The organism is Plantibacter sp. M259 (assembly GCF_006065115.1).
Taxonomy (GTDB): Bacteria; Actinomycetota; Actinomycetes; order Actinomycetales; family Microbacteriaceae; genus Plantibacter; species Plantibacter auratus.
Map to the genome: position 1 here is coordinate 3,317,008 of NZ_CP040750.1, position 26,365 is coordinate 3,343,372.

Genomic DNA, 26,365 nt, shown 5'->3' on the forward strand with positions numbered 1-26,365 from the left:
CGTCTCCGTTCCGTGACGATCCGACCTCATCACTGTAGCTTGCAACGATACGCAACGCGTAGCGTATTCTGATCCCCATGGCTACAGCTCTCGTCACCGGTGGGACGTCCGGCATCGGTGCCGCGTTCGCCACGGCGCTCGCCGGACGGGGCTTCGACCTGGTGCTCGTCGCCCGTGACATCGAGCGGCTCGAGCAGTCGGCCGAGCGACTGCGCGCGACCGGTCGCACCGTCGAGGTGATCAGTGCCGACCTCTCGGACCGCGCCGACGTCGCGAGACTCGCCGCGCGGATCGAGGATCAGGGGTCACCGATCGACGTGGTCGTGAACAACGCCGGGTTCGGCGTGCACGCCCGGCTGACCGACCCCGACACGAGCGAGCTCGACAACGCGATCGAGGTCATGTGCCGGAGCGTCACCACGCTCTCGGGCGCTGCGGCCCGCGCCATGCGGGAACGCGGACGCGGCACCATCATCAACGTCTCGAGCACGGCGGGGTACATCACCACCGGGGGCTACTCTGCGGTGAAGGCGTTCGTCACCACCTACACCGAGGCGCTCGCGGTCGAGCTCGCCGGCTCGGGTGTCCGCGTCACGGCGCTCTGCCCCGGATGGGTCCGCACCGAGTTCCACGATCGCGCCGGCATCAGCACCCGCTCCATCCCGTCAGGTCTGTGGATCAATGTGGACCGGCTCGTCGCCGACGCCCTCCGCGACGCCGGGAGAGGGGTCGTCGTCTCCATCCCGAGCTTCCGCTTCAAGGCCCTCATGGCCCTCGTCAAGTTCGCGCCCCGTGCGTCCATCCGGTGGATCTCCGGCCGGATGTCCTCGAGCCGTCGAGCCGCCAACGCCGCCCAGTCAGGAGCCCGCCGATGACCGCAGAGCCGCGGTTCACCTCCTCCCTCCACGCCAACGCGCGGTTCGTCGCCCAGCGTCTGCTGTTGAAGCCGCTCGTCTGGTCGCTGACCCGCGTGACGGTGACTGGTCGCGAGCGCCTGTCGGGCGTCACCGGGCCCTACATCGTCGTCGCCAACCATCAGTCGCACCTCGACGCACCGCTCGTCGTCGGGGCGATGCCGCGTCGACTGTCGCGCTATCTCGCCGCCGGTGTCGCGGCCGACTACTTCTTCGACGTCCCCGCCCGCCGCATCTTCGCCGCGCTCTTCTTCAACGCGTTCCCGGTCGACCGCTCGGGTGACCGCAAGCGTGCAGGCGTGTCACGGGAGCTGCTCGAGAGCGGCGTCCCGATCCTCATCTTCCCCGAGGGCGGCCGATCGCGGACGGGTGAGCTCGGCCGGTTCAAGCCCGGTGCCGCAGCACTCGCCACGCGCCAGGGCATCCCCTGCCTCCCGGTGGCCGTCCTCGGCACCCACTCCGCCATGCCGAAGGGTCGCAACTGGCCCGTCCCCGGACGACCGCCGGTGCGAGTCGTCTTCGGGCAACCGATCCACCCGCAGCCGAACGAGACGCCGGTCCAGCTCATGGACCGCGTCGTCGCCGAGATCGTCGCGCTGCGCGCCTCGGTCGAGCCGGGAACACACGTTTCGATCGACACACCACGAAAGGAAGCCGGATGACGTCTGTGGAGCACATGAAGTGGTGGGGCTGGGGAGTCGAAGGGGTCGCCTTCGAGCACAGCAACAAGCCGGACTTCGCGCCGTTCGTGAAGCAGGCCGTCGGTCTCGACCTCCGGAAGCCGGCGCAGGCACACCTCAGCTTCGACGAGCTCACCGTCCCCGCATCGCGCGCGTCCGGGGAGTTCATCGCCGAGCTCTCGACGCTCGTCGGTCAGGGGCACGTGACCACGGACGACCAGGAACGCGTCGTCCACACCTACGGCAAGAGCATCCGCGACCTGCTCCGGATCCGCGCGAACGACCTGCCCCGCACGCCCGACCTCGTCGTCTACCCGGCTGACGAGGCCGAGGTCGCGTCGGTCGTCGCTGCAGCCGTCGCCGCAGACGCCGTCATCATCCCGTTCGGCGGCGGCACCAACATCGCCGGCTCGCTCGACCCGCAGCCGACCGAGGAGCGGGTCATCATCTCGCTCGACCTCGGCCGGCTCGACCGCGTCCTGTCGATCGACGAGGGCTCCGGTCTCGCCACCATCCAGGCCGGTGCGCAGGGCCCCTCGATCGAGGAGCAGCTGGGCGCCAAGGGCTGGACGATGGGCCACTTCCCCGACAGCTTCACGCACTCCACGCTCGGCGGATGGGTCGCGACGCGCTCCTCGGGCATGCAGTCCGACAAGTACGGCGACATCGCCGACATCACCAAGGGCCTGCGGATGGTGCGCCCGAACGGCATCGTGGCGATCCGCCCCGTCCCGAGTGCGTCGACCGGCCCGAGCGTCCGCGAGATGATCATCGGCAGCGAGGGTCGACTCGGCATCATCACCGAGGTCACCGTGCAGGTCCACCGGACGCCCGCCGTCCGCGAGGTCCTCGGCTACTTCTTCCCCACCTGGGAGGCCGGGCTCGCGGCGATGCACGAGATCGCTGAGAGCGACGCCAGCCCCTCGGTCACCCGGGTGTCGAACGCCCGGGAGAGCGGCTTCTCGCTCGCGACCCGCAAGGCCAGCACCGGCGTCTCGGCGCAGGTCACCAAGGGTCTCATGAAGGTGCTCACGGCCAGGGGCTGGGACCTCGAGCAGCTGTGCCTCTCCTTCATCGGCTACGAGGGCAGCGCGTCCCACGTGCGGTACGAGAAGGGCCTCGTCGGCTCGATCGTCCGGAAGCACGGCGGCATCGGCGTCGGCAAGGGCCCCGGTGCCCTCTACGACCAGAAGAAGTTCGACACCCCGTACCTGCGCGACTTCCTCCTCGACCGCGGAGCCGCAGCCGACGTCTCCGAGACCGCAGCGCCCTGGTCGCGCCTGCAGGAGGTCTACGACGCCGCGAACGACGCCGCCAACGCCGCGTACGACAAGCTCGGGGTGCACGGGTGGATCATGTGCCACCTCTCGCACTCGTACCACTCCGGCGCGTGCCTGTACTTCACCTTCGCGTTCATCACCGGCGACGACCCCATCGGCGAGTACGAGCAGGTCAAGTCGGCGATCCAGCAGTCCTTCGTCGACCACGGTGGCACGCTCTCGCACCACCACGCGGTCGGTGTCGAGCACTCGCCGTGGATGGAGCAGGACATCTCGACCGAGGGCGTCGCGATCATGCGCGGCCTCTTCGACAGTGCTGACCCAGGCTCGAACTTCAACCCCGGCAAGATCCTCGCGGACTGAGCCGTTCCTCCGGTCCCTAAGCCTGTCGAAGGGCGGCTCAGGGCTGGAGGCGACCCGATCGCGCCGCCGTCGCCGGTAGTCGGACGATGAGCGCGCCGGGGTCGACGGTCAGCCGGGCCGCCGAAACCGGGCCGATGCCGTCGCCGTCCGCCTGGAACTCGGCGGGCGGTGAGACCGTCACGTCGATCCGTCGCACGCGCAGGTAGCGGAGCGCACCTCCGGCGGAACGGGCCGTCTCGACCGCGCTCGGTTGCACGCGGCGGCCCCGTGTCCGTCTGCCCTTGGAGAACCGGGCGACGGGGTTGTTCGCGCGATGCAGCCAGCGCGTGACCCGCACGCCGTCCCACCCCTCGAGGGACCGCACCATGAGGACGTCGAGTACGCCGTCGTCGAGGAGTGCGTCGGGGAGGACGTCGAGGCCCGCCGAGACCGTGCCGCAGTTCCCGACGAACATCGTGTGCGTGCGTCCGCTCCGGATCGGTCCGCCGTCCTCCTTCCAGGAGACGCGGGGCCGGTCGCGGCGGAAGAGCCCGCGGATGATCGGGACGACGTAGGCGATCCAGCCGAAGCGGCGCTTGAGGACGGGGTCGGCGTAGGCCACCATGTCCGCGTCGACGCCGAAGCCCGACATGACGAGGAACGGGGTGCTGCGCCGGACGCTGTCGGGGTTCCGGTATTCAATGACGCCGACGTCGACGCTCCGGTCCTCTCCGGTGAACGCGGCCCGCACCGCGGTGGCCGTGTCGATCGGGATGCCGGCGTTCCGGGCGAAGAGGTTCGCGGTGCCGACGGGGACGACGGCGAACGGCGTCCGGGTGTGACGCATCGCCCCGGCCACCTCGCGGACCGTCCCGTCACCGCCGGCGGCGATCACGAGCGACGCGCCGCCTCCGAGCGCCTCGGCGACCTGGTCGACCGCGGTCGACCGCTCGCGGGTCGGGATCCAGCTGGTCGGTCCCCAGCCGGCCTCGGCGGCTGCTGCGTCGACGAGCCTCGTCACGCGCTCGAGCTGGATGCGCGTCGGGTTGTAGATCACCGCAGCGTGCGGTGGGGTGCTGCCTCGCGTCATGCGGCCAGTGCCGGCCAGAGGACGGACAGGACCTGGTCCGCCCAGTCGTCGTCCATGTCGGCGCCGCGGACGAGCTGTCCGAGGACCGCACCGAGGAGGAGGGTCGCGACGAGGCGGCCGTCGAGTCCGGGCTTCAGATCGCCGGTGGAGATCCGTTCGTCGACCAGATTGGACAGCGCGCGCGCCCGGTTCCTCGTGAGGTTGCGGAGCAGCGTCGAGAACTCGGGGTCGTCTTGGAGCAGGATCGACGCGATCGTACCCCGGCCCACCACGTCCTCGATCATCGCGCGGGCTTCATGGAGCAGCCAGGTGAAGGTGTCGTAGGTCGAGAGGTTCTCGGGGATCTCGACCGGCGTCTCCATGGCACGCGCGACGGCCGCCGTGAGCAGTTCGGAACGGTTGCGGTAGCGCCGATAGATCGTCGTCTTCGCGACGCCGGTGGTCTCGGCGACCGCCTCGATGTTGACCGCGACCGAGCCGCGGGAGCGCATGAGGTCGAGCGCAGCGTCGAGGATGCGGTCGCTCATCTGCTGAGCGCGGGAGACGCGTCGGGAGACGGGCACCGACCAACCTCCTCCGCGCGACGCCGGATTCCGGTCGGATCGGTCCATTGCGCTACGCCCACCGTAGCGCAACGGGATGGGTGCGTATAGGGAGGCCTCGGCGACGGTGCGGTCGTCAGTCCCAGCGGGGGTCGTCGGGGTCGGGGGAGTCCTCGCCGTCGGCATCGGTCATGACCGTCGCCCCGTCGATCCAGGCCGCCAGCGCGTCACCGTGCAGCTGCACGGGCGCGGGTGCGCCGAACAGCTGCGGGTGGGTCACGGCCGCGAGCGGTGCGTCGCTCGCGAAGACGACGACGTTGCCGAGCGGCCCCTCGTCGTCGACCGGGTCGAAGTCGAGGACGACGGCGACATGCGCGAACACCGTTCGCAGGGTCGCCGCCTGGCGTCGCGAGTAGTCGAAGGGGCTGCCGTCGAGGAGGTTCACCGCGATCACGCCGTCGTCCGCGGACCGCGCCGCCACTCGGCGATAGAACTCGAGGCTCGCGACCCGACGGTGGATCACCGCGGCGTCCCAGAGGTCGACGACGGTCACCTTCGCGTCCCGCCACGCCGTGACGTCCCCATCGGTGGTGGCTGCTTCGTCGATCGGCTCGTCCGCGACGGCCCTGGCATCACCGAAGCGGACCTCGACCCGGTGGCCGTCCGGGAGTGGCAGCGCCTCCAGCATCCCGGCGTACAGCTCCGGCTCGAACTCCACGACGAGCTGCGGCGATCCCGGACGCGTCGCCTGGACATAGCGGGGGAGCGTCAACGCCCCGGCTCCGAGGTGGACGACGAAGAGCTCCTCGCCCGCCGGCGCCTCGGCGTCGATCACGCGCGCGATGTGCCGGATGTAGGGGTACTCGAGCGAGCGGGGATCCGCGAGGGAGACCACCGACTGCGGGATGTCGTCGACGCTGAGCTCGTAGCGCAGCGTCCGCTTGTCGAGGAGGGTGATCCGGGCGTCGCGACGGCCGAACGGCAGCCGGCGGGAACGAGAGAACAGAGGCACCCGTGCAGCCTACGGTGCACGGGCGGTGGTCGACGCCTGGGCCCGGTATCGTTGACCGGATATGGCACACCTTCTCGGCGCTGAAGCGCTCCACCTCGAGTACCCGACCAAGGTCGTCTTCGACGGCATCACGATCGGGGTGAACGAGGGCGACCGCATCGGCATCGTCGGCCGCAACGGCGACGGCAAGTCCACGCTCCTCGGCCTCCTCGCCGGCCGCAAGGAGCCCGACTCCGGCCGCGTGACGGTGCGCAACGGCGTCACGGTCGGCGTGCTCGACCAGTCCGACACCCTCGACCACGACAAGACCGTCGGGCAGACCATCGTCGGCGGCTTCGACGAGCACGAGTGGGCGGGCGACCCGAAGGTCCGCGACGTCATCTCCGGCCTCGCCTCCGACATCGCCTGGGACGCCCTCGTCGCCGACCTCAGCGGTGGTCAGCGCCGCCGGGTCGCGCTCGCCGCCCTGCTCGTGGGCGACCACGACATCCTCTTCCTCGACGAGCCGACGAACCACCTCGACGTCGAGGGCATCACCTGGCTCGCGCAGCACCTCAACCGCCGCTGGTCGAGGAACTCGGGCGGCCTGCTCGTCGTGACCCACGACCGGTGGTTCCTCGACGCCATCTGCACGGCCACGTGGGAGGTGCACGACCGCATCGTCGAACCGTTCGAAGGTGGCTACGCGGCGTACGTCCTGCAGCGCGTCGAGCGCGACCGCTCCGCCGCGGTGTCCGAGGCCAAACGCCAGAACCTCATGAAGAAGGAGCTCGCCTGGCTGCGCCGTGGCGCTCCCGCCCGCACGGCCAAGCCGAAGTTCCGCATCGAGGCCGCCAACGCGCTCATCGCCGACGAGCCGCCCGTGCGCAACACGGTCGAGCTGGCCGGCATGGCGACCGCCCGCCTGGGCAAGGACGTCGTCGACATCCTCGACGTCACCGTGTCCTACGGCGACCGGACGGTCATCAAGGACGTCGAGTGGCGCATCGCCCCGGGCGAGCGCACCGGCATCCTCGGCGTGAACGGCGCCGGCAAGTCCACCCTCCTCGGGCTCGTCACAGGCGAGGTCGAAGCGACCGAGGGTCGCGTGAAGCGCGGTAAGACCGTGCAGGTCGCGACACTCACGCAGCAGCTCGACGAGCTCGCCGAGTACGAGCAGGACCGCGTGAGCGACGTCATCGGGCGTAAGCGCACGAGCTACGTCGCCGGCGGCAAGGAGATGACCCCGGGGCAGCTGCTCGAACGCCTCGGTTTCACGAGTGCGCAGCTGTCGACGCCGGTGAAGGACCTCTCGGGTGGCCAGCGCCGCCGCCTGCAGCTCCTGCTCATCCTGCTCGACGAGCCCAACGTCCTCGTCCTCGACGAACCGACCAACGACCTCGACACCGACATGCTCGCCGCCATGGAGGACCTCCTCGACTCGTGGCCGGGCACTCTGCTCGTCGTCTCGCACGACCGGTACTTCCTCGAGCGGGTGACCGACCAGCAGTACGCGATCATGGACGGTCACTTCCGGCACCTGCCCGGCGGCATCGACCAGTACCTGGAGCTCAACGCCGGGACGGCCGGCAGCCGCTCCCAGGAGCACGACCGCCCGACGGCCTCCGGCGGTGGCCCGACCAAGAAGACGCCGAAGCTGAGCGGTGCGGAGCTCCGGAACGCGCAGCAGGAGATCAAGGCGATCGACCGCAAGCTCCACAAGCTCAACGGTCAGATCGAGCAGGCGCACGAGAAGGTCGCGGTCCACGACCAGAGCGACTTCGCCGGGATCACCGCGCTCGGCGCCAAGATCCAGGCCATGTACGGCGAGATCGCCGACCTCGAGGTCCGCTGGCTGGAGCTCTCCGAACTCGTCGAGTAGTCCATTCGCGGCGACCGGATCACGTCGTTCGTCGCTCTGTTCCGAAGTGTTACGCACCGGTTCGTCATCCCTGCTAGGCCGACGTACCGTCGAATCAGCGTCCATCGGCGCGCACCACCCGAAAGAGGAATCACAGCAATGACCTTCTCGAAGAAGCTTCTGGCCGGACTGGCCATCATCCCCGCCATCGCGCTCCTCGCCGGATGCGCCGGCGGCTCAGGCGCAGGCGCCGCCGCTGAAGACAAGGGCACCGAGGCGAACCCCGTCAAGATCGGCGTCGTCGGCGCGAGCGACCCCTACTGGGAGACGTACAAGGACGCCGCCGAGAAGGAGGGCATCTTCGTCGACATCGTCGACTTCGGCGAGTACACGCAGCCGAACCCGGCGCTCACCGAGGGCGAGATCGACCTCAACCAGTTCCAGCACATCGTCTACCTCGCGCAGTACAACGAGGCCTCCGGCGAGGACCTCACGCCGATCGGCTCGACGGCGATCTACCCCCTCGGCCTGTACTCGACCAAGGTCGACAGCGTCAAGGACATCAAGAAGGGCGACACGATCGCCATCCCGAACGACGAGAGCAACCAGGCTCGTGCGCTCCTCGTCCTGCAGTCCGCAGGCCTGCTGGAGCTGAAGGACGGCGGCAACATCTTCTCGACGCCGGACGACATCATCGCCGACAAGTCGAAGGTCACCGTCACCTCGCTCGAGGCCTCGCTGACGCCGACTTCGCTGCCTGACGTCACCGGGGCGATCATCAACAACGACTTCATCAACGACTCCGGTCTGAAGGCGTCCGACGCGATCGCCGAGGACGACCCGTCCGACCCGAACGCGCTGCCGTACGTGAACATCTTCGCCGCGAAGGCCGCCGACGCCGACAACGAGACGTACGCGAAGCTCGTGAAGATCTACCAGGACACGAAGTCCGTCGTCGACGGCGTCGTGGAGAACTCCGGCGGTACCGCGGTTCCGTTGAAGACCCCGGTCAAGGACCTCGTGAAGTCGCTCGACACCGTCCAGAAGGACATCAAGGCCAAGGGCTGATCCGACGTTCAGAGCGTTCCTGTGGGAGGCTGTCATCCGCTCCCACAGGAACGCTTCGTCGTTTCATCGCCTCCTGATCACCCGACACACCGAGGACACCCCCATGCCACTCGTCAGCCTCCGAGACGTCGCGAAGCGGTACCCGTCTCCGCAGAAGGGCGCCGCGCCGATCGCCGCGATCGACGGCGTCGACCTCGACATCGAGGCCGGTGACGTCTTCGGGATCATCGGCTACTCGGGAGCCGGCAAGTCGACCCTCGTGCGCCTCATCAACGCGCTCGAGCCCGCGACGTCGGGGAGCATCGTCGTCGACGGCACCGAGGTGACGACGCTCTCGGAGCGTGGTCTCCGCGACCTCCGCCTCGGCATCGGGATGATCTTCCAGCAGTTCAACCTCTTCAACTCCAAGTCGGTGCGGAAGAACATCGCCTACCCGCTCGAGGTCGCCGGACGTCCCCGCGCGGAGATCCGCACCCGGGTCGACGAGCTGCTGAAGTTCGTCGGGCTGTCCGACAAGGCCGACAACTACCCCGACCAGCTCTCCGGCGGGCAGAAGCAGCGCGTCGGTATCGCTCGCGCGCTCGCGACCTCGCCCCGGATCCTGCTTGCGGACGAGGCGACGAGCGCCCTCGACCCCGAGACCACGCAGGAGGTCCTGGCGCTGCTCAAGCAGGTGAACCGCGACCTCGGCGTCACCATCGTCGTCATCACCCATGAGATGGAGGTGATCCAGTCGCTCGCGACGAAGGTCGCCGTCATGGAGCGCGGCAAGGTCATCGAGCAGGGCGACGTCTTCGAGGTGTTCTCCGACCCGCAGCACGCCGCGTCCAAGCGCTTCGTGTCGACGGTCATCAAGGGTGTCCCGTCGCCGGCCGAGCTGGCGGTGCTCCAGGAACGACACGTCGGGCGCATCGTCACCCTGTCCTTCCGCGACGGCGACGCCTCGCAGGCCGGCGTCTTCCTCACGCTCGCGCAGGCGGGCGTCGACTTCGAGCTCGTCTACGGTGGGATCAACGACATCCAGGGTCGCGCGTTCGGCCACCTGACGCTCGCCCTCCGCGGCGACGACCAGACGATCGACGGAGCGCTGACCGCCATCGGATCCCAGGCCACCGTGACGGAGGTGCGCTGACATGGACGCACTGATCGATCTGCTCCCGAAGCTCGGCGACGCGACCGTCGAGACCCTCTACCTCGTCTCCTTCAGCCTGCTCTTCGGTGGGATCGCCGGACTCGTCGTCGGCACCGGGCTCTACGTGACGCGGCCCGGCAACCTCTACTCGCACCCGGTGCTCTACGGTGTGCTCAACGTGATCGTGAACATCTTCCGGCCGATCCCGTTCATCATCTTCCTCGCGGCCGCCCAGCCGCTCTCACGACTCGTCATCGGCACCGGCATCGGTGCGAACGCGTTCATCTTCATCATCTCCCTGGCGGCGACCTTCGGCATCAGCCGGATCGTCGAGCAGAACCTGCTGACCGTGTCGCCCGGTGTCATCGAGGCCTCGCGTGCCGCGGGTGCGAGCCGGCTCAGGACGTTGCTGAGCATCGTCCTCCCGGAGGCGCTCGGTCCGCTGATCCTCGGCTACACCTTCGTGTTCGTGGTCATCGTCGACATGTCGGCGGTCGCGGGCTTCATCGGTGGTGGCGGGCTCGGTGCCTTCGCGATCCAGTACGGCTTCCGGCAGTTCGAGCCGGTCGTCACGTGGGCCGCGGTGATCATCATCATCCTGCTCGTGCAGCTCATCCAGTTCTTCGGCAACTGGCTGGCCCGGAAGATCCTCCGCCGCTGATCGGTCCTTGAGCCCCCCGGTCCGGTCCCTGAGCCATTCCCACCCGGTCCCTGAGCTTGTCGAAGGGCGCACTTCGACAGGCTCAGTGACCGAGCGTGCTCCGCTAGTCGAAGTCGAGGCTGAGCTTCCGCAGCAGGACGGTCAGCCGGGCCTGTTCGGTCGAGCTCAGGCCGTCGAGCAGGTCCGCCTCGGCGTCGACGAGGCGTGTGATGGCCGCGTCGACCGTGTTGAGTCCCGCGTTCGTCATCTGCACGAGGATGCCGCGGCCGTCGTTGGGGTCGCCCTGGCGTTCGACGAGTCCGCGCTCGACGAGGCGGTCGATGCGGTTCGTCATCGTGCCGCTCGAGACGAGGGTCTGGAGGAGCAGGGCCTTCGGACTCAGCCGGTAGGGGGAGCCGGCGCGACGGAGCGCCGCGAGGACGTCGAACTCCCACGGCTCGAGGTTCGACCGGGTGAAGGCCGCCCGACGCGCCCGGTCGAGGTGGCGTGACAGCCGTGCGACACGGGAGAGGATCTGGAGGGGCGAGAAGTCGAGGTCCGGGCGCTCGCGGTTCCAGGCGTCGACGATCCGGTCGACCTCATCGGTGCTAGCTGGCATCCCACCATTATCGAGGCAACGCTCGTGTCGCATCGGATCCGAGTCGGCAGCACAGGATCCGTCTGGCAGAATTGACCACGCTGCCCGGCCTCCGGGTGGTGGTCCGCCATAGTGTAACGGCAGCACGGCAGCCTTTGGAGCTGTTCGGTCCAGGTTCGAATCCTGGTGGCGGAGCGACCGATCACCGACCGGGCGAGTGCCCGGACCGAGGGGGAGCACACGTGACCGACGACCGTCTGGCCATCATCATCCTGGCTGCTGGCCAGGGAACCCGCATGAAGTCGGCGCTGCCGAAACTCCTGCACCCGCTCGGCGGCGTGCCGATCGTCGGCCACGTGCTGGCGACCGCCCGCTCGCTCGATGCCGGGCACGTCATCGCCGTGGTCCGCCACGAGCGCGACCGCCTCGTCGAGGCCATCGAGTCGGAGCTCCCGGGTGCGACCATCGTCGACCAGGACGAGGTGCCCGGCACGGGGCGTGCGGTGGAGCAGGCGCTCCTGGCACTGCCCGACGACTTCGACGGCGACGTCCTCGTGGTCAACGGCGACGTCCCGCTGCTGAACGCCGCCACGCTCACCACGCTCATCGAACGCCACCGCAACCATGACGTCGCGGCGACGATCCTCTCGGCCATGCCCGACGACGCGACCGGCTACGGACGCATCATCCGCACCGAGTCCGGGGCACTCGACTACATCGTCGAGCAGAAGGACGCGACCGACGCCGAGCGCGCCGTGAACGAGATCAACGCCGGGGTCTACCTCTTCGGGGTGAGCCAGCTCCGCGACGCGCTCGCCGAAGTCACCACCGACAACGCCCAGGGGGAGAAGTACCTCACGGACGTCATCGGTCTCCTGCGGCGCGCGGGCTCCGAGGTCTCCGCGCTCCCCGTCAGCGACTCCTGGCTGGTCGAGGGCATCAACGACCGCGCCCAGCTGAGCGCCGCCGCGGCCAAACTGAACGCCCTCCTCGTGCGCGCCTGGCAGCTCGCCGGCGTGACCGTCCAGGACCCGGCCACGACGTGGATCGACATCAAGGCGCGGCTGCACGCCGACGTCACCCTCCTTCCCGGGACGCAGATCCTCGGCGCGACGGTCGTCGAGTCCGGTGCGACGATCGGTCCGGACACCACGCTCATCGACACCGAGGTCGGCGCTGGTGCGCGCGTCCGCCGCACGGACGCGACGCTGTCGGTCATCGGTGCCGGTGCCGAGGTCGGGCCGTTCGCCTACCTGCGACCCGGCACGGTGCTCGGCGAGCACGGCAAGATCGGCACCTTCGTGGAGACGAAGAACGCACAGATCGGTGAGGGCAGCAAGGTCCCGCACCTCAGCTACATCGGCGACACCGAGATCGGCGTCGAGTCGAACGTCGGCGCCGGCACGATCACCTCGAACTACGACGGCGTGCACAAGCACCGCACGACCATCGGATCGCACGTCCGCACCGGCGCGCACAACACGCTCGTCGCCCCGGTCAGCGTCGGCGACGGCGCCTACTCCGGTGCCGGCACCGTCATCCGCAAGGACGTCCCGGCAGGGGCGCTGGCGTTGACGGTCGCGCAGCAGCGCAACGTCGAGGGCTGGGTCGAGCAGAAGCGCCCGGGTACGGCGGCTGCGACGGCTGCCGGCGTTGCCTCGGCGGCACCGACCGTGGATGCCGTGTCGGACGACACGGCTGCGGCTGGTAACGTCGACTCGTGAGTGAGGCCGGAGCATTCCGGCAGAAGGCAGGGTCTGTGTCAGGCATCACGGCGGACAACAAGAAGCAGCTGGTCCTCGTCTCCGGACGAGCCCACCCGGAACTCGCCGAGGCGATCGCGGCGGAGCTCGACTCCGAGCTCCTCCCCACCGATGCCAGGACCTTCGCCAACGGCGAGATCTACGCCCGGTACGACGAGAGCATCCGCGGCACCGACGTCTTCGTCATCCAGTCGCACACCGCTCCGATCAACGAGTGGCTCATGGAGCAGCTCATCATGGTCGACGCGGCAAAGCGGGCGAGCGCCAAGCGCATCACCGTGGTCGCCCCGTTCTACCCGTACGCGCGCCAGGACAAGAAGGGTCGCGGCCGCGAGCCGATCTCGGCCCGCCTCGTCGCCGACCTCTTCAAGGCCGCCGGTGCCGACCGCATCATGTCGGTCGACCTCCACGCCGCGCAGATCCAGGGCTTCTTCGACGGTCCCGTCGACCACCTCTTCGCGATGCCGGTCCTCCTCGAGCACTTCCGCGCCAAGCTCGACGCGTCGACGCTGACGGTCGTCTCGCCCGACATGGGCCGCGTCCGTGTGGCCGACATCTGGAGCGACAAGCTCGGTGCACCACTCGCCATCATCCACAAGCGCCGCGACCCGCTGGTCCCCAACCAGGTCAGCGTCCACGAGATCGTCGGCCAGGTCGAGGGCCGGGTCTGCCTGCTCGTCGACGACCTGATCGACACCGGACGCACGATCGTCAAGGCGGCCGAGGCGCTCAAGAACGCCGGTGCGATCGGCGTCGTCGTCGCGGCAACCCACGCGGTCTTCTCCGACCCGGCGGTCGAGCTCCTACAGAGCGACGCCATCGACTCGGTCGTCGTCACCGACACGCTCCCGGTCGACGAGGCCAAGCGCTTCGACAAGCTGACCGTCCTCTCGATCGCGCCGCTCATCGCCCGCGCGATCCACGAGGTCTTCGACGACGGCTCCGTGACGAGCATGTTCGACGGCGCCGCGTAGCGCGTCACCTTCCGCTGGTACGCAGAACGCCCGGTCCGAACTCGGACCGGGCGTTCTGCGTCTGCAGGCCGTGGGCTAGTGGCTCGAGCCCGCCTGCTCGACCTCGCTGCGGTCGCCCGACCAGAGGGTGTGGAACGTGCCGTCGAGGTCGACGCGCTTGTAGGTGTGCGCTCCGAAGAAGTCGCGCTGGCCCTGCACGAGCGCTGCGGGCAGACGCTCGGCGCGGAGGCCGTCGTAGTACGACAGCGACGACGAGAACGCCGGCGAGGGGATGCCCGCCTGGGCGGCCGCGACGACCACGCGGCGCCAGCTGTCCTGCGCCTCCGCGACGGCGTCGCTGAAGTAGGGCGCCGTCACGAGGGCGACCAGCTCGGGGTTCTCCTCGTAGGCCTCGGTGATGCGGTTGAGGAACTGCGCGCGGATGATGCAGCCGCCGCGCCAGATCTTCGCGATCTCGCCCTTCTTGATGTCCCAGCCGTACTGCTCGGCACCGGCGACGATCTCGTCGAAGCCCTGCGAGTAGGCGATGATCTTCGACGCGTAGAGCGCCTGGCGCACGTCCTCGACGAACTGGTCGGGGTCGGCGACGGTCCACTCCTCGGAGGGACCGGCGAGCTCGCGGGCCGCTGCGCGCTGCGCCGGCTTCGACGACAGCGAACGGGCGAACACGGCCTCCGCGATGCCCGACACCGGGATGCCGAGGTCGAGTGCCGTCTGGACGGTCCACGCGCCGGTGCCCTTGGCGCCGGCCTGGTCGAGGATGACGTCGACCAGCGGCTGCCCGGTCTTCGCGTCGACCTGCTTGAGGACCTCGGCGGTGATCTCGATGAGGTAGCTCTCGAGCGTGCCGCGGTTCCACTCGGCGAAGATCTCCGCGATCTCGGCCGGCGACTTGCCGGTACCGCGACGGATGAGGTCGTAGGCCTCGGCGATGAGCTGCATGTCCGCGTACTCGATGCCGTTGTGGATCATCTTGACGAAGTGGCCGGCGCCGTCGGTGCCGACGTGGGTGACGCAGGGTTCACCCTCGGCGATCGCGGCGATCGACTTGAGGATGGGGCCGAGGGTCTCCCACGCTTCGGCGGAGCCGCCCGGCATGATCGACGGTCCCTTGAGGGCACCCTCCTCGCCGCCGGAGATACCGGCGCCGACGAAGTTGATGCCGGTCTCGCGGACGGCCTTCTCGCGGCGGATGGTGTCGGTGAAGAGTGCGTTGCCGCCGTCGACGATGATGTCGCCGGGTTCGAAGACCTCGGTGAGCTGCTGGATGACGGCGTCGGTGCCCTTACCCGCCTGCACCATGATGATCGCGGTGCGTGGCTTCGAGAGCGACGCGGCGAACTCCTCGATGGTCTTCGACGCGACGAAGCCGGCCTCGGGGTGCTCGCTCACGAGCAGATCGGTGCGTTCGGGGGAGCGGTTGTACACGGCGACCGTGTTGCCCTCGCGGCTCGCCAGGTTGCGCGCGAGGTTGCTGCCCATGACGGCCAGACCGACGACGCCGATGTTGGCGCGAGCTTCGGCGGTGTTCACCATGTGGTTCTCCTTCAGAGTGGGTGATGCGGGAAGCGTTCCGAGTGCTCAGGAGTCGACGGGGCGGCTGCAGGACAGCGGCGACACCCTCGTCGATCCGGGCACGGCCCGTCCTGCAACCGTAGCAAAGGGAGGTGTCGCTCCACCTCTCAATGACCGCGCGTGCAGGTGAGGTCCCAGCGGACCGTGCGGGGGTGTCCGGTATCGTGCTGTGCGGGTCGGACGAGCCGGCCACCCGGCCGTCGGCCGGAGACCACAGGGGGTTCCGTGTGAATGCACCGCTCGTCGTCGTCATGGGCGTGTCCGGGTCCGGGAAGAGCACGACCGGAGTACTGATCGCCGACCGGCTCGGGGTCCCCTTCGTCGACGCCGACGCCCTGCACCCGCTCGAGAACGTGCGGAAGATGGCCGCCGGCACACCGCTCGAGGACCCCGACCGCTGGCCCTGGCTGGCCCTCGTGGGCAAAGCACTCGCCGACGCCTCGGACACAGGCCTCGTGATGGCCTGCTCCGCACTCCGACGGGCCTACCGGGAGGCGATCCTCGCGGAGGCGCCCGGGGTGCGGTTCGTGCTCCTGCACGGCTCGCGCGAGGTGCTCGGACGCCGGATGGAGGGCAGGAGCGGTCACTTCATGCCGCCGTCGCTCCTCGACTCGCAGTTCGCGCTCCTCGAGGACCTGGACGCCGACGAGCCGGGGTTCGTCGTCGACGTCGACGCCACCGTCGACGAGATCGTGGACGAGGCGGTCGCGGGCCTCAGCGCGGTGCGATAGACTCTCCCACTGAACTTCGGCGAGGGAAGCGGCCCGTGGCAGCTTCCGTGATCGACGCGGTGGTCTGGCTTCCGGCTTTTCCTCACGCAGATACGCGTTCGAGTTGACTCATCCATTCCGCCGCGCATCGTCGCGGCACGACCAACCGGGTGCAAGACCCGTGAGGAGAACATCATGTCCGATGACCTGAAGGTCACCGCGGAACTCCGCGAATCGTTCGGCAAGGGCGCAGCCCGCAAGCTCCGTGCCCTCGGCAAGATCCCGGCCGTGCTCTACGGCCACGGCACCGAGCCCGTGCACGTCTCGCTGCCCGGCCACCAGATGCTGCTCATCCTCCGCAAGTCCAACGCGGTGCTCGAGCTCGACATCGCCGGCAAGGGCCAGCTCGCGCTGGTCAAGGACGTCCAGAAGGACCCCGTGCGCCAGATCATCGAGCACCTCGACCTCATCGTGGTCAAGAAGGGCGAGAAGGTCCAGGTCGACATCCCCGTGACCATCGAGGGCGAGTCCGCCGCCGGCACCATCCTCAACCAGGACGCCACCACGGTGAGCCTCGAGGTCGAGGCGACCCACATCCCCGAGCGCGTCACCGTCAGCGTCGAGGGCCTCGAAGAGGGCGCCCAGATCCTGGCCGGCGACCTCGAGCTCCCGAAGGGTGCTTCGCTCATCACCGAGGCCGACGTCCTCATCGTCGCGATCACCGTCCCGGCCGCTCCGGCGGACGAGGAGACGGAGGCCGCTGAGGCCGCCGCCGAGGAGACCGCAGCCGAGGCCGCGGAGTAGTCACCACTCCAGCAGACGAACCTGTCGCCCGCCCGCCCCGATAGTCTCGGTGCATGGCAGGCGGCAGGTTCGCTCGGTTTCTGGCCGGTCTCACCGGTCGCGCCGAGGCGTTCGATCAGGAAGGCAGCATGGCTGCAGACACGTGGCTCATCGTCGGGCTCGGGAACCCGGGCGAGCAGTACGCCCGCAACCGGCACAACGTCGGGCAGATGGTCCTCGACGAGCTCGCGAAGCGCATCGGCGGAACCTTCAAGACCCACAAGGGCAACGCGCGCGTGGCCGAGGGGCGGCTCGTGCCGGGTGGTCCGAAGCTCGTCCTCGGCAAGCCCAACAGCTACATGAACCTCTCCGGCGGCCCCACCGCAGCGCTCGCCCAGTTCTTCTCCGTCGACCCCGACCACATCATCGCCGTCCACGACGAGCTCGACATCCCGTTCGACTCGATCAAGCTCAAGCAGGGCGGCGGGCACGGTGGGCACAACGGCATCCGCGACATCGCCTCAGCGCTGAAGACCCCCGAGTTCCTGCGCGTCCGCGTCGGTATCGGGAGGCCGCCGGGCCGTCAGGACGCCGCCGACTTCGTCCTCAAGGACTTCGCGGGAACCGAGCGGGAGCAGCTTCCCATGCTGGTCTCCGACGCGGCCGATGCGGTCGAGCTCCTCGTGAACGAGGGCCTGTTGGCTGCACAGACCAGGTTCCACGGCGCCTGACGCCCGCTCAGCCGAGCGGTGAGCGGACGCGTCGGCCCTGGCGCGTGCCGGCGCCGACGAGCACCGCGCCCACCAGGAGCAGTCCGCTGATGAGCAGCGCGGTGGAGAGCGGGATCTCGGCTCCCGTCCGGACCAACGGCGCCTGCGGTTCGAGTGGCGCGACCCGCCACACGATGCCGAGCGAGGTGTGGAGCGCCCCCGTCGAGACACTGGGTGCGTCCGGGAGCGGCAGGCGACCGGTGTCGGTGGACGTGACCGACCCGGTGGTGGCGTGGTCCGACGCGCGCGAGTATCCGGTCAGGGCCGCCTCGAACGAGTGGGCGAACGAGCCGCCGTCGAGCGCGGCCGGCGTCAGGACGAACGGTTCGGTACTGGTGCAGACCGTCGAGGTACCAGGTTCGATGAGCTCGCTGCTGCAGGTGAGGCGGGTGTCCGGCGTCTCCGCGAGGGTGATGTCGCCCAGCGCGTTCTCGCCGGTGTTGGTGACCGTCGCGATGACGCGCAACCGGTCACCGGGGTCGGTCGTGACGGTCTCGCCCTCGACCGGCATCCACGATCCATCGGCACCCTGGATCTCGAGGCGGACGGTGCCCTCCACGGCCAGCGCGGGGACGAGCACGCGATAGGTGGTCTCGTCCGTGCTGCTGAGCCCCGAGGCGGTCTGTTCCACGCGGACGATGGCCTCGCCGGACTCGACGACCTCCGTGCTCGCGCAACTCCAGTGGCCGGACGGGTCCACGGTGGTCTCACACAGGGTCTGGCCCTCGCCGTCGCGCACGGTGATGTCGGCGCCCGGCTCGCCCGTTCCGGCGGAGGTCGGTCGTGAGGACTCCACGAGGGCGCCGGATGCCGGGCTCTCGATCGCGACCCGGTCGATGGCGGTCAGGGCCGGCTGTGAGCCGAGGTCGAGCCCACGGACGGCGTCATCCGCCACGGCGACGCTCAGCGCGCCGCGAGCGACCGGTGTGGCGTCGACCTCGATCGTGCAGGACTCCTCGCTCGCCGCGAGGCCGCCGGTGAACGCGATGTCGGCCCCGGACGCGGGAGCGGTCACCTCCGCCGAGCAGCTCGCGATCACTCGCGGATCGGCAGCGACCGTGAGGCCATCGGGCAAGGCCGTCTGCACGGACCAGCCGGCCTTCGCGGCGAGTTCCGGGGTGTTGTGCACGATGAAGCGGAGACGGACCGTCTCACCGACGAAGGCGGTGTCCTGCGACAGCTCGACATCGAGGGTCGGGGTCACGTCGATGATGCTCAGATCGTCGAAGGCGTGGTCGTTGCCCGAACCGCCGCCGTGTGCGTTGCGCATGACGACCCCGATCGACGCCGCGTCAACCAGCATGGAGGCATCGGCGGCGAAGCGGCCGGCGCGAGCGGAGACGCCGCCGTGGCTGACCGATTCGGCACGGTCGTCCGTGCACGGGTCGATCGCCTGCTCGGACACCGGGTGTTCGACGCCGTCGGAGGTTCGCAGCGCCAGCTGCAGCGCGGTCGGGACCGCCGCGAAGCAGTTCAGGGACGCGACGTTCACGGAGGCGGTGAGGAAGCGGCCGGTGCCGGTAGCCAGTGGGATCGGCGTGGTCGTCTCCAGTTCGACCGCGCCGTCGGGACCGTTCGTCTGGGTGTAGGCCGCAACGGCGGAGTTGGTGCCCGGATCCGTGCCGTTGAGGACGCCAAGCACTCCGGCGAGGGCACGGACGTTCGCCATGGCGCTCGCGGCGTCCAGGCAGTCACCGGGCTCGGCGCCGGTCATGGAGGCGGACAGGATGAAGCCGTTACACGCCGCTCGGTCCGTCCAGAAGTCGTCGGCGTCGAACCGCACGTCCGAACGACCCAGGTAGTCGCGGACCGACATGGGCGTGCCGGTGTCGGGTGCGCGTTCGAAGTCCTCGTGGAAGACCTCACCGCGTGGAGTGCCTGGTGCGTCAGTCGGTGGCTCGGAGGCCGTCGCTCCTGCCGGTGCCGGTTGGATCATCGAGAGGGTCCAACCGACCGCCAGCACGAGTGTCGTGGTCAGGATCGGACGGAGTGGGCTGGTCGAAACGCGCATGCAGCATCCCAAGGAATCATCGGATGGGGGAGGCCGCCAGCGTAGCAGTGCTGGTCTTCTGGGATATCAGACGATCGAGGGATGGAAGTCCGATGAAACGGGAGCCGACGGCCTAAGCGCGCACGTACCGCGAGAGCAGGAGGTCGTCCGATCGCAGGAGGTGCTGCAACCGCATCGGTCGCGGAGCTTCGGACGCGGGACCGGCGGAGAGCCGGACACTGTCCCCACCGACGAGCGCCGGACTGATCGTCAGACAGAGTTCGTCGACAGCGTCGGCAGCGATGAACGAGCCGAAGAGTGCCGGACCACCCTCGCACAGGATCTGCCGCAGGCCGCGGTCGGAGAGTGCCTGGACGACACGCGCCGGTTCGACGTGTTCGTCGCCGCACGCCACCACGTCGGCGACCGCCTCGAGTGCCGCGCGCTTCGCGGGGTCGGCGCGGTCGGTCGTCACGACGAGCGGCCGGACCGGTGCCTGGGTGAAGACCTCCGAGCGGAGATCGAGGTCGAGCGATCCCGACACGATCGCGAACACCGGGTGCAGGGGGAGGTCGTGGTCGTCGCGCCACGTCGCGGCATCGACGTCGAGCCGCATGGCACCGTAGCCCTCGTCGCGCACGGTCCCGGCACCGACGAGCACGACGTCGGTGAGTCGACGCAGGATGTCGAACACGGTCTTGTCGGCCGGGCCGCCCAGCCCGCCGGAGACGCCGTCGACGGTCGCCCCACCGTCCAGGCTCGTCACGAAGTTCACGCGGACGGTCGTGGCGGAGCGGTCCTCGACGGTGTAGGCCGCCACGAGCTCGTCGACCGACAGCGGTCGGTCCTGTGCGGGGACCAGGCTCGTGATGCTGGGGGTGCTCATGTGACTCCTCGAGGGTTCCGGATCAGACGTTGTGGACGGGCGCCACCGGTGCGCGGAAGCCGAGGATCGCCTCGGTCATCCGCACGGCCGCGATCGACTCGGGCACGGCGTGCATCCGCACGATGCGGGCGCCGAGGAGGATGCACGCCGCAGCGGACACCAGGGACCCCTCGAGACGTTCCGACTTCGGGCGGTCGAGGGACTCGCCGATGAAGTCCTTGTTCGACACCGCGGCGAGCGCCGGCAGCCCGAGCGCGGCGATCTCGTCGAACCGTCGGGTGAGTTCGAGCGTCTGCACGGTGTTCTTGTTGAGGTCGTGCCCTGGGTCGACGATGAGCCGTGAATCGGGGACGCCGTGGGACAGCGCGAGGTCGACGCGGGCCGTCAGGAAGGCGGCGACCTCACCGGCGACGTCGTCGTAGTGGGGGCGGGGATGGGGCTGCCTCGGCCTGGCCAGACTGTGCGTGATGACGAGGGTGGCCTCGCTCGCGGCGACGACGTCGGCGAGAGCCGGGTCGTGGATCCCCGTGGTGTCGTTGATGACCGAGGCGCCCGCCGCGATGCAGGCCGCCGCCACCTCGGGGCGGAAGGTGTCGACGGAGATGACGACGTCGCTCCGTGCGGCGAGCGCCTCGACGACAGGGAGCACGCGGTCGAGCTCCTCGGCGGTGGGGATCTCCGGCCCGGGGGCGAACTTGGCTCCGCCGATGTCGACCCAGTCGGCGCCCTGTTCTGCGGCGGTCACGGCGGCGTCGACGGCTCGGTCGAGCGAGAACGTCGCGCCCTGGTCGAAGAAGGAGTCCGGCGTACGGTTGATGATCGCCATGACCGCGACCTGCTTCGAGAAGTCGAACGTCCGCGCTCCGATCCGGCGGATCGGTTGGCGGATCGGGGGGAGCGGGAAGCCGCCGGTCCGTTCGGGGTGTCGGTCTGACCGGGGCTCCGTGCTCGTCATGGGTCAATCATGACGCGTCCGGCGCGCGAGGATGCCGCGTGACGCGTCGTCCGCAGCCGATTGACAGCGGTGGCCGGCGGGGGTTCGGGTCATGGGTGTCGGTGGCTCGGCGTAGGCTGTCCCGGTGACGCTTCAGGGTTTGACTCACGCGCTTCGGCGCGCCGCAACGATCGACGATGCCCTCGCGTATGCGGGCAAGAGCGCGGACTTCTCCGTGATCGACGGGCTGCGTGCACCGCTCCTCGCGGCGCTCATGGACGAGCGCGGTCGGCAGGGTGCCGCCCAGGCGGCCCTCGTGGTCACCGCGACCGGCCGCGACTCCGAGCGGCTCCGCTCCGCGCTCAGCGACCTCATGCCCGAGGCCGAGATCGTCGAGTTCCCCGCCTGGGAGACCCTGCCGCACGAGCGCCTCAGCCCGAGCGCCGAGATCGTCGGCCGACGCCTGGAGGCGCTGCGGCGGCTCGGCGCCTGGACGGGGGAGCGGCCGTTCCTCCTCGTCGCCTCGGTGCGCGCCGCGCTGCAGCCCGTGGCCGACAACCTCACCGAGACCGCTCCGATCGAGCTCGTCCAGGGCGGTCGCGGACACGACCTCGCCGCGATCGCGCTGCGACTCGTCGAACTCGCGTACACCCGGGTCGACATGGTGTCGCGGCGTGGTGAGTTCGCGCTGCGCGGGGGCATCCTCGACGTCTTCCCGCCGGTCGCCGACCACCCGTACCGGGTCGAGTTCTTCGGCGACGAGGTCGACGGCATCCGGGCGTTCTCGGTCGCCGACCAGCGATCGCTGCCCGAGCCGGTCGACGCGATCCGCCTGCCGCCGTCCCGGGAGCTGCTCCTCAGCCCGGCCGTCCGGCAGCGCGCCGCGGAGATGCAGCACGAGTTCCCGAGCCTCACCGGGATCCTCGAGAAGATCGCGGAGGGCATCGCGGTGGAGGGCATGGAGTCGCTCTCCCCGGCCCTCGTCGACCGCCTCGTCCCGATCACCCACTACCTGCCGGATGGAGCGGCCGTCGCCGTCGTCTCGCCGGAGCGCGTCGTCACGAGGTCGATCAGCCTCGCCGAGACGAACCGCGAGTTCCTCGCCGCCGCATGGAGCGCCGCGACCGTCGGTGCGAACGCGCCGATCGACCTCGCCTCCGGCGACTTCATCTCGCTGGGCGCCCTGAAGGAGTCCGTCACCTTCAGCGCTCCTGGTCAGCCGGCACCCGACCACCCGTGGTGGACGTTCAGCGGCTTCCGCGCCGGCCCCGATGTCGAGACCCTCCCGGAGCACCTTGAACTCGACGAGCTCCTCACCGTCACGGTCGACGGCGACACCGTGCCGAGCTTCCACGGCAACGTCGAGGGCGCCATCGAACACGTCGCCGACCGCATCCGCGAGGGGTGGACGGTCATCGTCGCCGCCCGTGGGGTCGGTCTCGTCGAGCGCGCGGCGGACGTCCTCGCCGAGCACGAAATCGCGGCCCGCATGGTCGACGAGCTGCCGGCCGACCCGGAGCCCGGAGTCGCCTACCTGCTGCAGGCCGACGTCGAGGGCGGCTTCGAGCTCGAGACGTCGAAGCTCATGCTGCTCGGCGAGACCGAGTTCTACGGACGCACCGCCGGGTACGACTCGCGCCTGGTCAAGAAGCTCGCCACCCGGCGCAAGAACGTCGTCGACCCGATGCAGCTCCGGTCCGGCGACTTCGTCGTGCACCAGACCCACGGCATCGGCAAGTTCGTCGAGATGACCCAGCGCGAGGTCTCGAGCGGTGGACGCAACCCGGTGAAGAGCACCCGCGAGTACCTCGTGCTCGAGTACGCACCCTCCAAGCGCGGCTACCCGGGCGACAAGCTGCTCGTCCCCACGGACCAGCTCGACCTCCTCACCCGCTACGTGGGCGGCGAGGCTCCGCAGCTCAGCAAGATGGGCGGCAGCGACTGGTCGCAGGCGAAGAGCAAGGCGCGCAAGGCCGTCCGCGACATCGCCGTCGAGCTGGTCAAGCTCTACTCGGCTCGCATGGCGTCGAAGGGGCACGCCTTCGGCCCAGACACCCCGTGGCAGCGTGAGCTCGAGGAGGCGTTCCCGTTCGCGGAGACCCCCGACCAGCTGCAGACCATCGACGAGGTCAAGGCCGACATGGAGCGCGAGATCCCGATGGACCGCCTCCTCTCCGGAGACGTGGGGTTCGGGAAGACCGAGGTCGCCGTCCGTGCCGCGTTCAAGGCCGTCCAGGACGGCAAGCAGGTCGCGATGCTCGTGCCGACCACCCTGCTCGTCAAGCAGCATTTCGAGACCTTCCAGGAGCGGTTCGCCGGGTTCCCCGTGCACCTGCGGCCGCTCAGCCGGTTCCAGTCCGACAAGGAGGCGCGGGAGGCGCTCGCCGGACTCGCCGACGGCACGGTCGACGTCATCATCGGGACGCACCGGCTGCTGACCGACAAGGTGCACTTCAAGGACCTCGGCCTCGTCATCATCGACGAGGAGCAGCGGTTCGGTGTCGAGCACAAGGACGCCCTCAAGAAGCTGAAGACGAACGTCGACATCCTGGCGATGAGCGCGACCCCGATCCCGCGCACGCTCGAGATGGCGGTCACCGGCATCCGGGAGATGTCCACCCTCGCGACGCCACCGGAGGACCGCCACCCGATCCTGTCCTTCGTCGGTCCGTACAACGGCAAGCAGGTCGGCGCGGCGATCCGGCGCGAGCTCCTGCGCGAAGGTCAGATCTTCTTCGTGCACAACCGGGTCTCGTCCATCAGCCGCGTCGCGGCGGACCTGGCGGAGCTCGTCCCGGAGGCGCGCATCGCCATCGCCCACGGGCAGCTCGGCGAGGCGGCGCTCGAACAGGTCGTGGTCGACTTCTGGGAGCGCCGTTTCGACGTCCTCGTCTGCACGACGATCATCGAGACCGGCCTCGACATCTCGAACGCCAACACGATCATCATCGACCGCGCCGACAAGTACGGCCTGAGCCAGCTGCACCAGCTGCGGGGTCGTGTCGGTCGCGGTCGCGAGCGCGCCTACGCGTACTTCCTGTACGACGAGCACAAGCCGCTCTCCGAGACCGCCCACGACCGGCTCTCGACCATCGCGGCGAACAACGAGCTCGGCAGCGGCATGCAGGTCGCCCTGAAGGACCTCGAGATCCGTGGCGCCGGCAACATGCTCGGCGGCGAGCAGGCCGGCCACATCGCGGGCGTCGGCTTCGACCTCTATCTCCGCATGATCGGCGAGGCCGTGTCCACCTTCCGTGGCGACGTCGCCGAGGGGCAGACCGAGCTCCGGCTCGAACTGCCCGTCGACGCGCATATCCCCGAGGAGTACGTCGACAGCGAGCGGCTGCGGCTGGAGGCCTACCAGAAGCTCTCGGCCGCGTCCGGACCTGCGGCCAAGGACGGCCAGATCGACCTCGTGATCGACGAACTCACCGACCGTTACGGCGAACCGCCGGCGCAGGTGAGCACGCTCATCGCCGTGTCGCGGCTCCGCCAGCGTGCGCAGCGCTCGGGACTCAGCGACCTCATCGCCGTCGGACCGAACCTGCGGGTCACCCCTGCCGACCTGCCCGACTCCATCCAGACGCGGCTGCGACGCATGTATCCCGGAGCGAAGTACCTGGCCCAGACGAACACCGTCATCGTGCCGTTGCCGCGGGTCGGCGACGAACCGCTGGCCGACACCGACCTCATCGCCTGGGTGCAGCAGTTCCTGAACGCGATCTACCCGCTGCCGGAGGGCTCGACGTCGTCCTAGCGGGCAGTAGGAGATGGGCCCGCGGGACGACAGCGTCGGTACCCGCGGCCGATCCGACGCTCGTCGTCCATCCCTAGCGTGGAGGGATGAAGAAGTTCCTCCGCATCGTCCTCACCGGGGTCGTGGCGCTCGTCGCGCTCGTGCTCGCCGGGCTCCTCACGACCACCATCGTCAACACCGCCGCATCGGCTTCTGAAGCCACGCGCATCGAGGAGTACGGGCAGCGGGTCGAGGTCGACGGCAAACGCATGAACGTGTCGGTGACGGGGGAGGGCGACCAGACGATCGTCCTCCTGCCCGGCTTCGGCACCGGTTCGCCCGTGCTCGACTTCTCGCCGCTCGTCGGCGAGCTCTCATCGTCGTACCGGGTGGTCGTCGTCGAGCCCTTCGGCTACGGGCTGAGCGACCAGACCGACGTGCCGCGGACGACCGAGAACATCGTCTCGGAGATCCACGAGGCGGTCGCCGGACTCGGCGTCGACCGGTACGTGCTGATGGGGCACTCCATCGCGGGGATCTACGCGCTGGACTACGTCGAGCGGTTCCGCGACGAGGTGACGGCGTTCGTCGGCATCGACAGCAGCGTGCCCGACCAGCCGGGTATGGACGCCGCGCTGCCGGTCGACGCCCTGCGTGCGGCGAAGGCGCTCGGCATCACCCGGGTCGTCACGGCGCTGTCGGGCGACCCGTACCCGGATCCGCCGTACGACCAGCACACGCGTGAGCAGCTCGGGATGATCTCGCTGCGCAACACCTCGAGTGCGACGTCCTCGGACGAGATGTCGCGCATCGCGGCGAACTTCCGAGCGGCGAAGGGGAAGACCTTCCCGGCAGACCTCCCGGTGCTGCTCTTCGCCCAGCGGGACAACCCGACGGTGGAGGGGTGGCTGCCGCTCCACGAGGAACAGGCTGCGAGCGTCGACCGAGGCGAGGTCGTGCCGCTCGACGCCGACCACTACCTGCACCACACGAAGTCCCGTGAGATCGCCGCGGACGTCGACCGCTTCCTCGCGACTCCTGGCGTCGGGTAGCCGGTCGCCGGGCCCGGCCGTCGGCCTGCGGACGGACGTATGCTGGTGCCCCAC

The 26,365-nt window shown here is 69.5% G+C and carries 22 protein-coding genes and 1 tRNA gene; 15 read left to right on the forward strand and 8 right to left on the reverse strand.

What is annotated here, in order from left to right:
- Positions 1–77 precede the first annotated feature (77 nt).
- The 3 genes from FGL15_RS15540 to FGL15_RS15550 are packed head-to-tail and all read left to right on the forward strand — an operon-like array spanning position 78 to position 3,237.
- Entirely contained in the window at positions 78–875 is a 798-nt protein-coding gene (locus FGL15_RS15540; RefSeq protein ID WP_138946646.1) for an SDR family oxidoreductase, read from the forward strand.
- Positions 872–1,576, forward strand: coding sequence for a 1-acyl-sn-glycerol-3-phosphate acyltransferase (locus FGL15_RS15545; protein WP_138946648.1), 705 nt, complete (start codon positions 872–874; stop codon positions 1,574–1,576). Before FGL15_RS15540 ends, FGL15_RS15545 begins: the two co-directional genes overlap by 4 nt.
- Positions 1,573–3,237: an FAD-binding oxidoreductase gene (locus tag FGL15_RS15550; RefSeq protein ID WP_138946649.1), complete on the forward strand. Its 1,665-nt coding sequence runs from the start codon at positions 1,573–1,575 to the stop codon at positions 3,235–3,237. Before FGL15_RS15545 ends, FGL15_RS15550 begins: the two co-directional genes overlap by 4 nt.
- A 37-nt stretch (positions 3,238–3,274) precedes the next feature.
- Here the strand turns inward: FGL15_RS15550 and FGL15_RS15555 are convergent, their stop codons facing one another.
- From FGL15_RS15555 to FGL15_RS15565, 3 genes are all read right to left on the reverse strand, one after another.
- Entirely contained in the window at positions 3,275–4,306 is a 1,032-nt protein-coding gene (locus tag FGL15_RS15555; RefSeq protein ID WP_138946650.1) for a diacylglycerol kinase family protein, read from the reverse strand.
- Positions 4,303–4,869: a TetR/AcrR family transcriptional regulator gene (locus tag FGL15_RS15560; protein WP_168223416.1), complete on the reverse strand. Its 567-nt coding sequence runs from the start codon at positions 4,867–4,869 to the stop codon at positions 4,303–4,305. Before FGL15_RS15560 ends, FGL15_RS15555 begins: the two co-directional genes overlap by 4 nt.
- Positions 4,870–4,984: 115 nt before the next feature.
- Positions 4,985–5,860 (reverse strand): spermidine synthase, encoded by an 876-nt coding sequence (locus FGL15_RS15565; protein WP_138946652.1) that lies wholly within the window; start codon positions 5,858–5,860, stop codon positions 4,985–4,987.
- A 61-nt stretch (positions 5,861–5,921) separates the two neighbouring features.
- On the opposite strand from FGL15_RS15565, the gene FGL15_RS15570 reads away from it, so the two are divergent.
- The 4 genes from FGL15_RS15570 to FGL15_RS15585 all read left to right on the forward strand — a co-directional run bounded on the left by FGL15_RS15570 (position 5,922) and on the right by FGL15_RS15585 (position 10,561).
- Complete coding sequence (locus FGL15_RS15570) at positions 5,922–7,721, forward strand: ABC-F family ATP-binding cassette domain-containing protein (protein ID WP_138946653.1); 1,800 nt, start codon at positions 5,922–5,924, stop codon at positions 7,719–7,721.
- Positions 7,722–7,859: 138 nt separating this feature from the next.
- The gene (locus tag FGL15_RS15575; protein ID WP_138946654.1) at positions 7,860–8,768 is read left to right on the forward strand and encodes a MetQ/NlpA family ABC transporter substrate-binding protein; all 909 of its coding nucleotides are present in this window, start codon (positions 7,860–7,862) and stop codon (positions 8,766–8,768) included.
- A gap of 103 nt (positions 8,769–8,871) precedes the next feature.
- Entirely contained in the window at positions 8,872–9,900 is a 1,029-nt protein-coding gene (locus FGL15_RS15580) for a methionine ABC transporter ATP-binding protein (protein ID WP_138946655.1), read from the forward strand.
- A 1-nt stretch (position 9,901) separates the two neighbouring features.
- Positions 9,902–10,561, forward strand: a complete 660-nt coding sequence (locus FGL15_RS15585; protein ID WP_064296483.1) for a methionine ABC transporter permease — start codon at positions 9,902–9,904, stop codon at positions 10,559–10,561.
- A gap of 103 nt (positions 10,562–10,664) precedes the next feature.
- Here the strand turns inward: FGL15_RS15585 and FGL15_RS15590 are convergent, their stop codons facing one another.
- Positions 10,665–11,159 carry a MarR family winged helix-turn-helix transcriptional regulator gene (locus FGL15_RS15590; protein ID WP_064296482.1) on the reverse strand — a complete coding sequence of 165 codons (495 nt, stop codon included), beginning with the start codon at positions 11,157–11,159 and terminating at the stop codon, positions 10,665–10,667.
- A gap of 102 nt (positions 11,160–11,261) precedes the next feature.
- Here FGL15_RS15590 and FGL15_RS15595 point away from each other — a divergent pair.
- From FGL15_RS15595 to FGL15_RS15605, 3 genes are all read left to right on the forward strand, one after another.
- A tRNA-Gln gene (locus FGL15_RS15595) sits at positions 11,262–11,333 on the forward strand.
- Positions 11,334–11,380: 47 nt separating this feature from the next.
- A complete protein-coding gene (glmU, locus tag FGL15_RS15600) occupies positions 11,381–12,862 on the forward strand; it encodes a bifunctional UDP-N-acetylglucosamine diphosphorylase/glucosamine-1-phosphate N-acetyltransferase GlmU (protein WP_138946656.1) in 1,482 nt (493 codons plus the stop codon).
- A 35-nt stretch (positions 12,863–12,897) separates the two neighbouring features.
- Positions 12,898–13,875, forward strand: coding sequence for a ribose-phosphate diphosphokinase (locus FGL15_RS15605; RefSeq protein WP_079705464.1), 978 nt, complete (start codon positions 12,898–12,900; stop codon positions 13,873–13,875).
- A gap of 75 nt (positions 13,876–13,950) precedes the next feature.
- On the opposite strand, the gene gndA is transcribed toward FGL15_RS15605, so the two are convergent.
- On the reverse strand, positions 13,951–15,411 hold the full coding sequence (gene gndA, locus FGL15_RS15610; protein WP_079001993.1) for an NADP-dependent phosphogluconate dehydrogenase: 1,461 nt from the start codon (positions 15,409–15,411) through the stop codon (positions 13,951–13,953).
- Positions 15,412–15,677: 266 nt separating this feature from the next.
- On the opposite strand from gndA, the gene FGL15_RS15615 reads away from it, so the two are divergent.
- From FGL15_RS15615 to pth, 3 genes are all read left to right on the forward strand, one after another.
- Positions 15,678–16,181 carry a gluconokinase gene (locus tag FGL15_RS15615; RefSeq protein WP_229938709.1) on the forward strand — a complete coding sequence of 168 codons (504 nt, stop codon included), beginning with the start codon at positions 15,678–15,680 and terminating at the stop codon, positions 16,179–16,181.
- Positions 16,182–16,355: 174 nt separating this feature from the next.
- Complete coding sequence (locus FGL15_RS15620) at positions 16,356–16,964, forward strand: 50S ribosomal protein L25/general stress protein Ctc (RefSeq protein WP_079705465.1); 609 nt, start codon at positions 16,356–16,358, stop codon at positions 16,962–16,964.
- Between the two features lie 128 nt (positions 16,965–17,092).
- Positions 17,093–17,674, forward strand: coding sequence for an aminoacyl-tRNA hydrolase (gene pth / locus FGL15_RS15625; RefSeq protein WP_138946657.1), 582 nt, complete (start codon positions 17,093–17,095; stop codon positions 17,672–17,674).
- Between the two features lie 7 nt (positions 17,675–17,681).
- On the opposite strand, the gene FGL15_RS15630 is transcribed toward pth, so the two are convergent.
- The 3 genes from FGL15_RS15630 to folP all read right to left on the reverse strand — a co-directional run bounded on the left by FGL15_RS15630 (position 17,682) and on the right by folP (position 21,544).
- Positions 17,682–19,724, reverse strand: a complete 2,043-nt coding sequence (locus FGL15_RS15630; protein ID WP_138946658.1) for an Ig-like domain-containing protein — start codon at positions 19,722–19,724, stop codon at positions 17,682–17,684.
- A 112-nt stretch (positions 19,725–19,836) separates the two neighbouring features.
- On the reverse strand, positions 19,837–20,589 hold the full coding sequence (locus FGL15_RS15635; protein ID WP_138946659.1) for a pyrimidine reductase family protein: 753 nt from the start codon (positions 20,587–20,589) through the stop codon (positions 19,837–19,839).
- A 22-nt stretch (positions 20,590–20,611) separates the two neighbouring features.
- Positions 20,612–21,544, reverse strand: coding sequence for a dihydropteroate synthase (folP, locus tag FGL15_RS15640; RefSeq protein WP_138946660.1), 933 nt, complete (start codon positions 21,542–21,544; stop codon positions 20,612–20,614).
- Between the two features lie 124 nt (positions 21,545–21,668).
- Between folP and mfd the strand changes: the two genes are divergently transcribed.
- Positions 21,669–25,280: a transcription-repair coupling factor gene (gene mfd / locus FGL15_RS15645; RefSeq protein WP_138946661.1), complete on the forward strand. Its 3,612-nt coding sequence runs from the start codon at positions 21,669–21,671 to the stop codon at positions 25,278–25,280.
- An 86-nt stretch (positions 25,281–25,366) separates the two neighbouring features.
- On the forward strand, positions 25,367–26,311 hold the full coding sequence (locus FGL15_RS15650) for an alpha/beta fold hydrolase (RefSeq protein WP_138946662.1): 945 nt from the start codon (positions 25,367–25,369) through the stop codon (positions 26,309–26,311).
- Positions 26,312–26,365 lie beyond the last annotated feature (54 nt).

What these genes read in the sequence shown, in the direction of transcription:
- FGL15_RS15540 (WP_138946646.1), top strand. Translation starts at nt 78, where the DNA reads ATGGCTACAGCTCTCGTCACCGGTGGGACGTCCGGCATCGGTGCCGCG.
- FGL15_RS15545 (WP_138946648.1), top strand. Translation starts at nt 872, where the DNA reads ATGACCGCAGAGCCGCGGTTCACCTCCTCCCTCCACGCCAACGCGCGG.
- FGL15_RS15550 (WP_138946649.1), top strand. Translation starts at nt 1,573, where the DNA reads ATGACGTCTGTGGAGCACATGAAGTGGTGGGGCTGGGGAGTCGAAGGG.
- FGL15_RS15555 (WP_138946650.1), bottom strand. Translation starts at nt 4,306, where the DNA reads ATGACGCGAGGCAGCACCCCACCGCACGCTGCGGTGATCTACAACCCG.
- FGL15_RS15570 (WP_138946653.1), top strand. Translation starts at nt 5,922, where the DNA reads ATGGCACACCTTCTCGGCGCTGAAGCGCTCCACCTCGAGTACCCGACC.
- FGL15_RS15575 (WP_138946654.1), top strand. Translation starts at nt 7,860, where the DNA reads ATGACCTTCTCGAAGAAGCTTCTGGCCGGACTGGCCATCATCCCCGCC.
- FGL15_RS15580 (WP_138946655.1), top strand. Translation starts at nt 8,872, where the DNA reads ATGCCACTCGTCAGCCTCCGAGACGTCGCGAAGCGGTACCCGTCTCCG.
- FGL15_RS15585 (WP_064296483.1), top strand. Translation starts at nt 9,902, where the DNA reads ATGGACGCACTGATCGATCTGCTCCCGAAGCTCGGCGACGCGACCGTC.
- FGL15_RS15590 (WP_064296482.1), bottom strand. Translation starts at nt 11,159, where the DNA reads ATGCCAGCTAGCACCGATGAGGTCGACCGGATCGTCGACGCCTGGAAC.
- gndA (WP_079001993.1), bottom strand. Translation starts at nt 15,411, where the DNA reads ATGGTGAACACCGCCGAAGCTCGCGCCAACATCGGCGTCGTCGGTCTG.
- FGL15_RS15620 (WP_079705465.1), top strand. Translation starts at nt 16,356, where the DNA reads ATGTCCGATGACCTGAAGGTCACCGCGGAACTCCGCGAATCGTTCGGC.
- pth (WP_138946657.1), top strand. Translation starts at nt 17,093, where the DNA reads ATGGCTGCAGACACGTGGCTCATCGTCGGGCTCGGGAACCCGGGCGAG.
- FGL15_RS15630 (WP_138946658.1), bottom strand. Translation starts at nt 19,724, where the DNA reads ATGCGCGTTTCGACCAGCCCACTCCGTCCGATCCTGACCACGACACTC.
- FGL15_RS15635 (WP_138946659.1), bottom strand. Translation starts at nt 20,589, where the DNA reads ATGAGCACCCCCAGCATCACGAGCCTGGTCCCCGCACAGGACCGACCG.
- folP (WP_138946660.1), bottom strand. Translation starts at nt 21,544, where the DNA reads ATGACGAGCACGGAGCCCCGGTCAGACCGACACCCCGAACGGACCGGC.
- FGL15_RS15650 (WP_138946662.1), top strand. Translation starts at nt 25,367, where the DNA reads ATGAAGAAGTTCCTCCGCATCGTCCTCACCGGGGTCGTGGCGCTCGTC.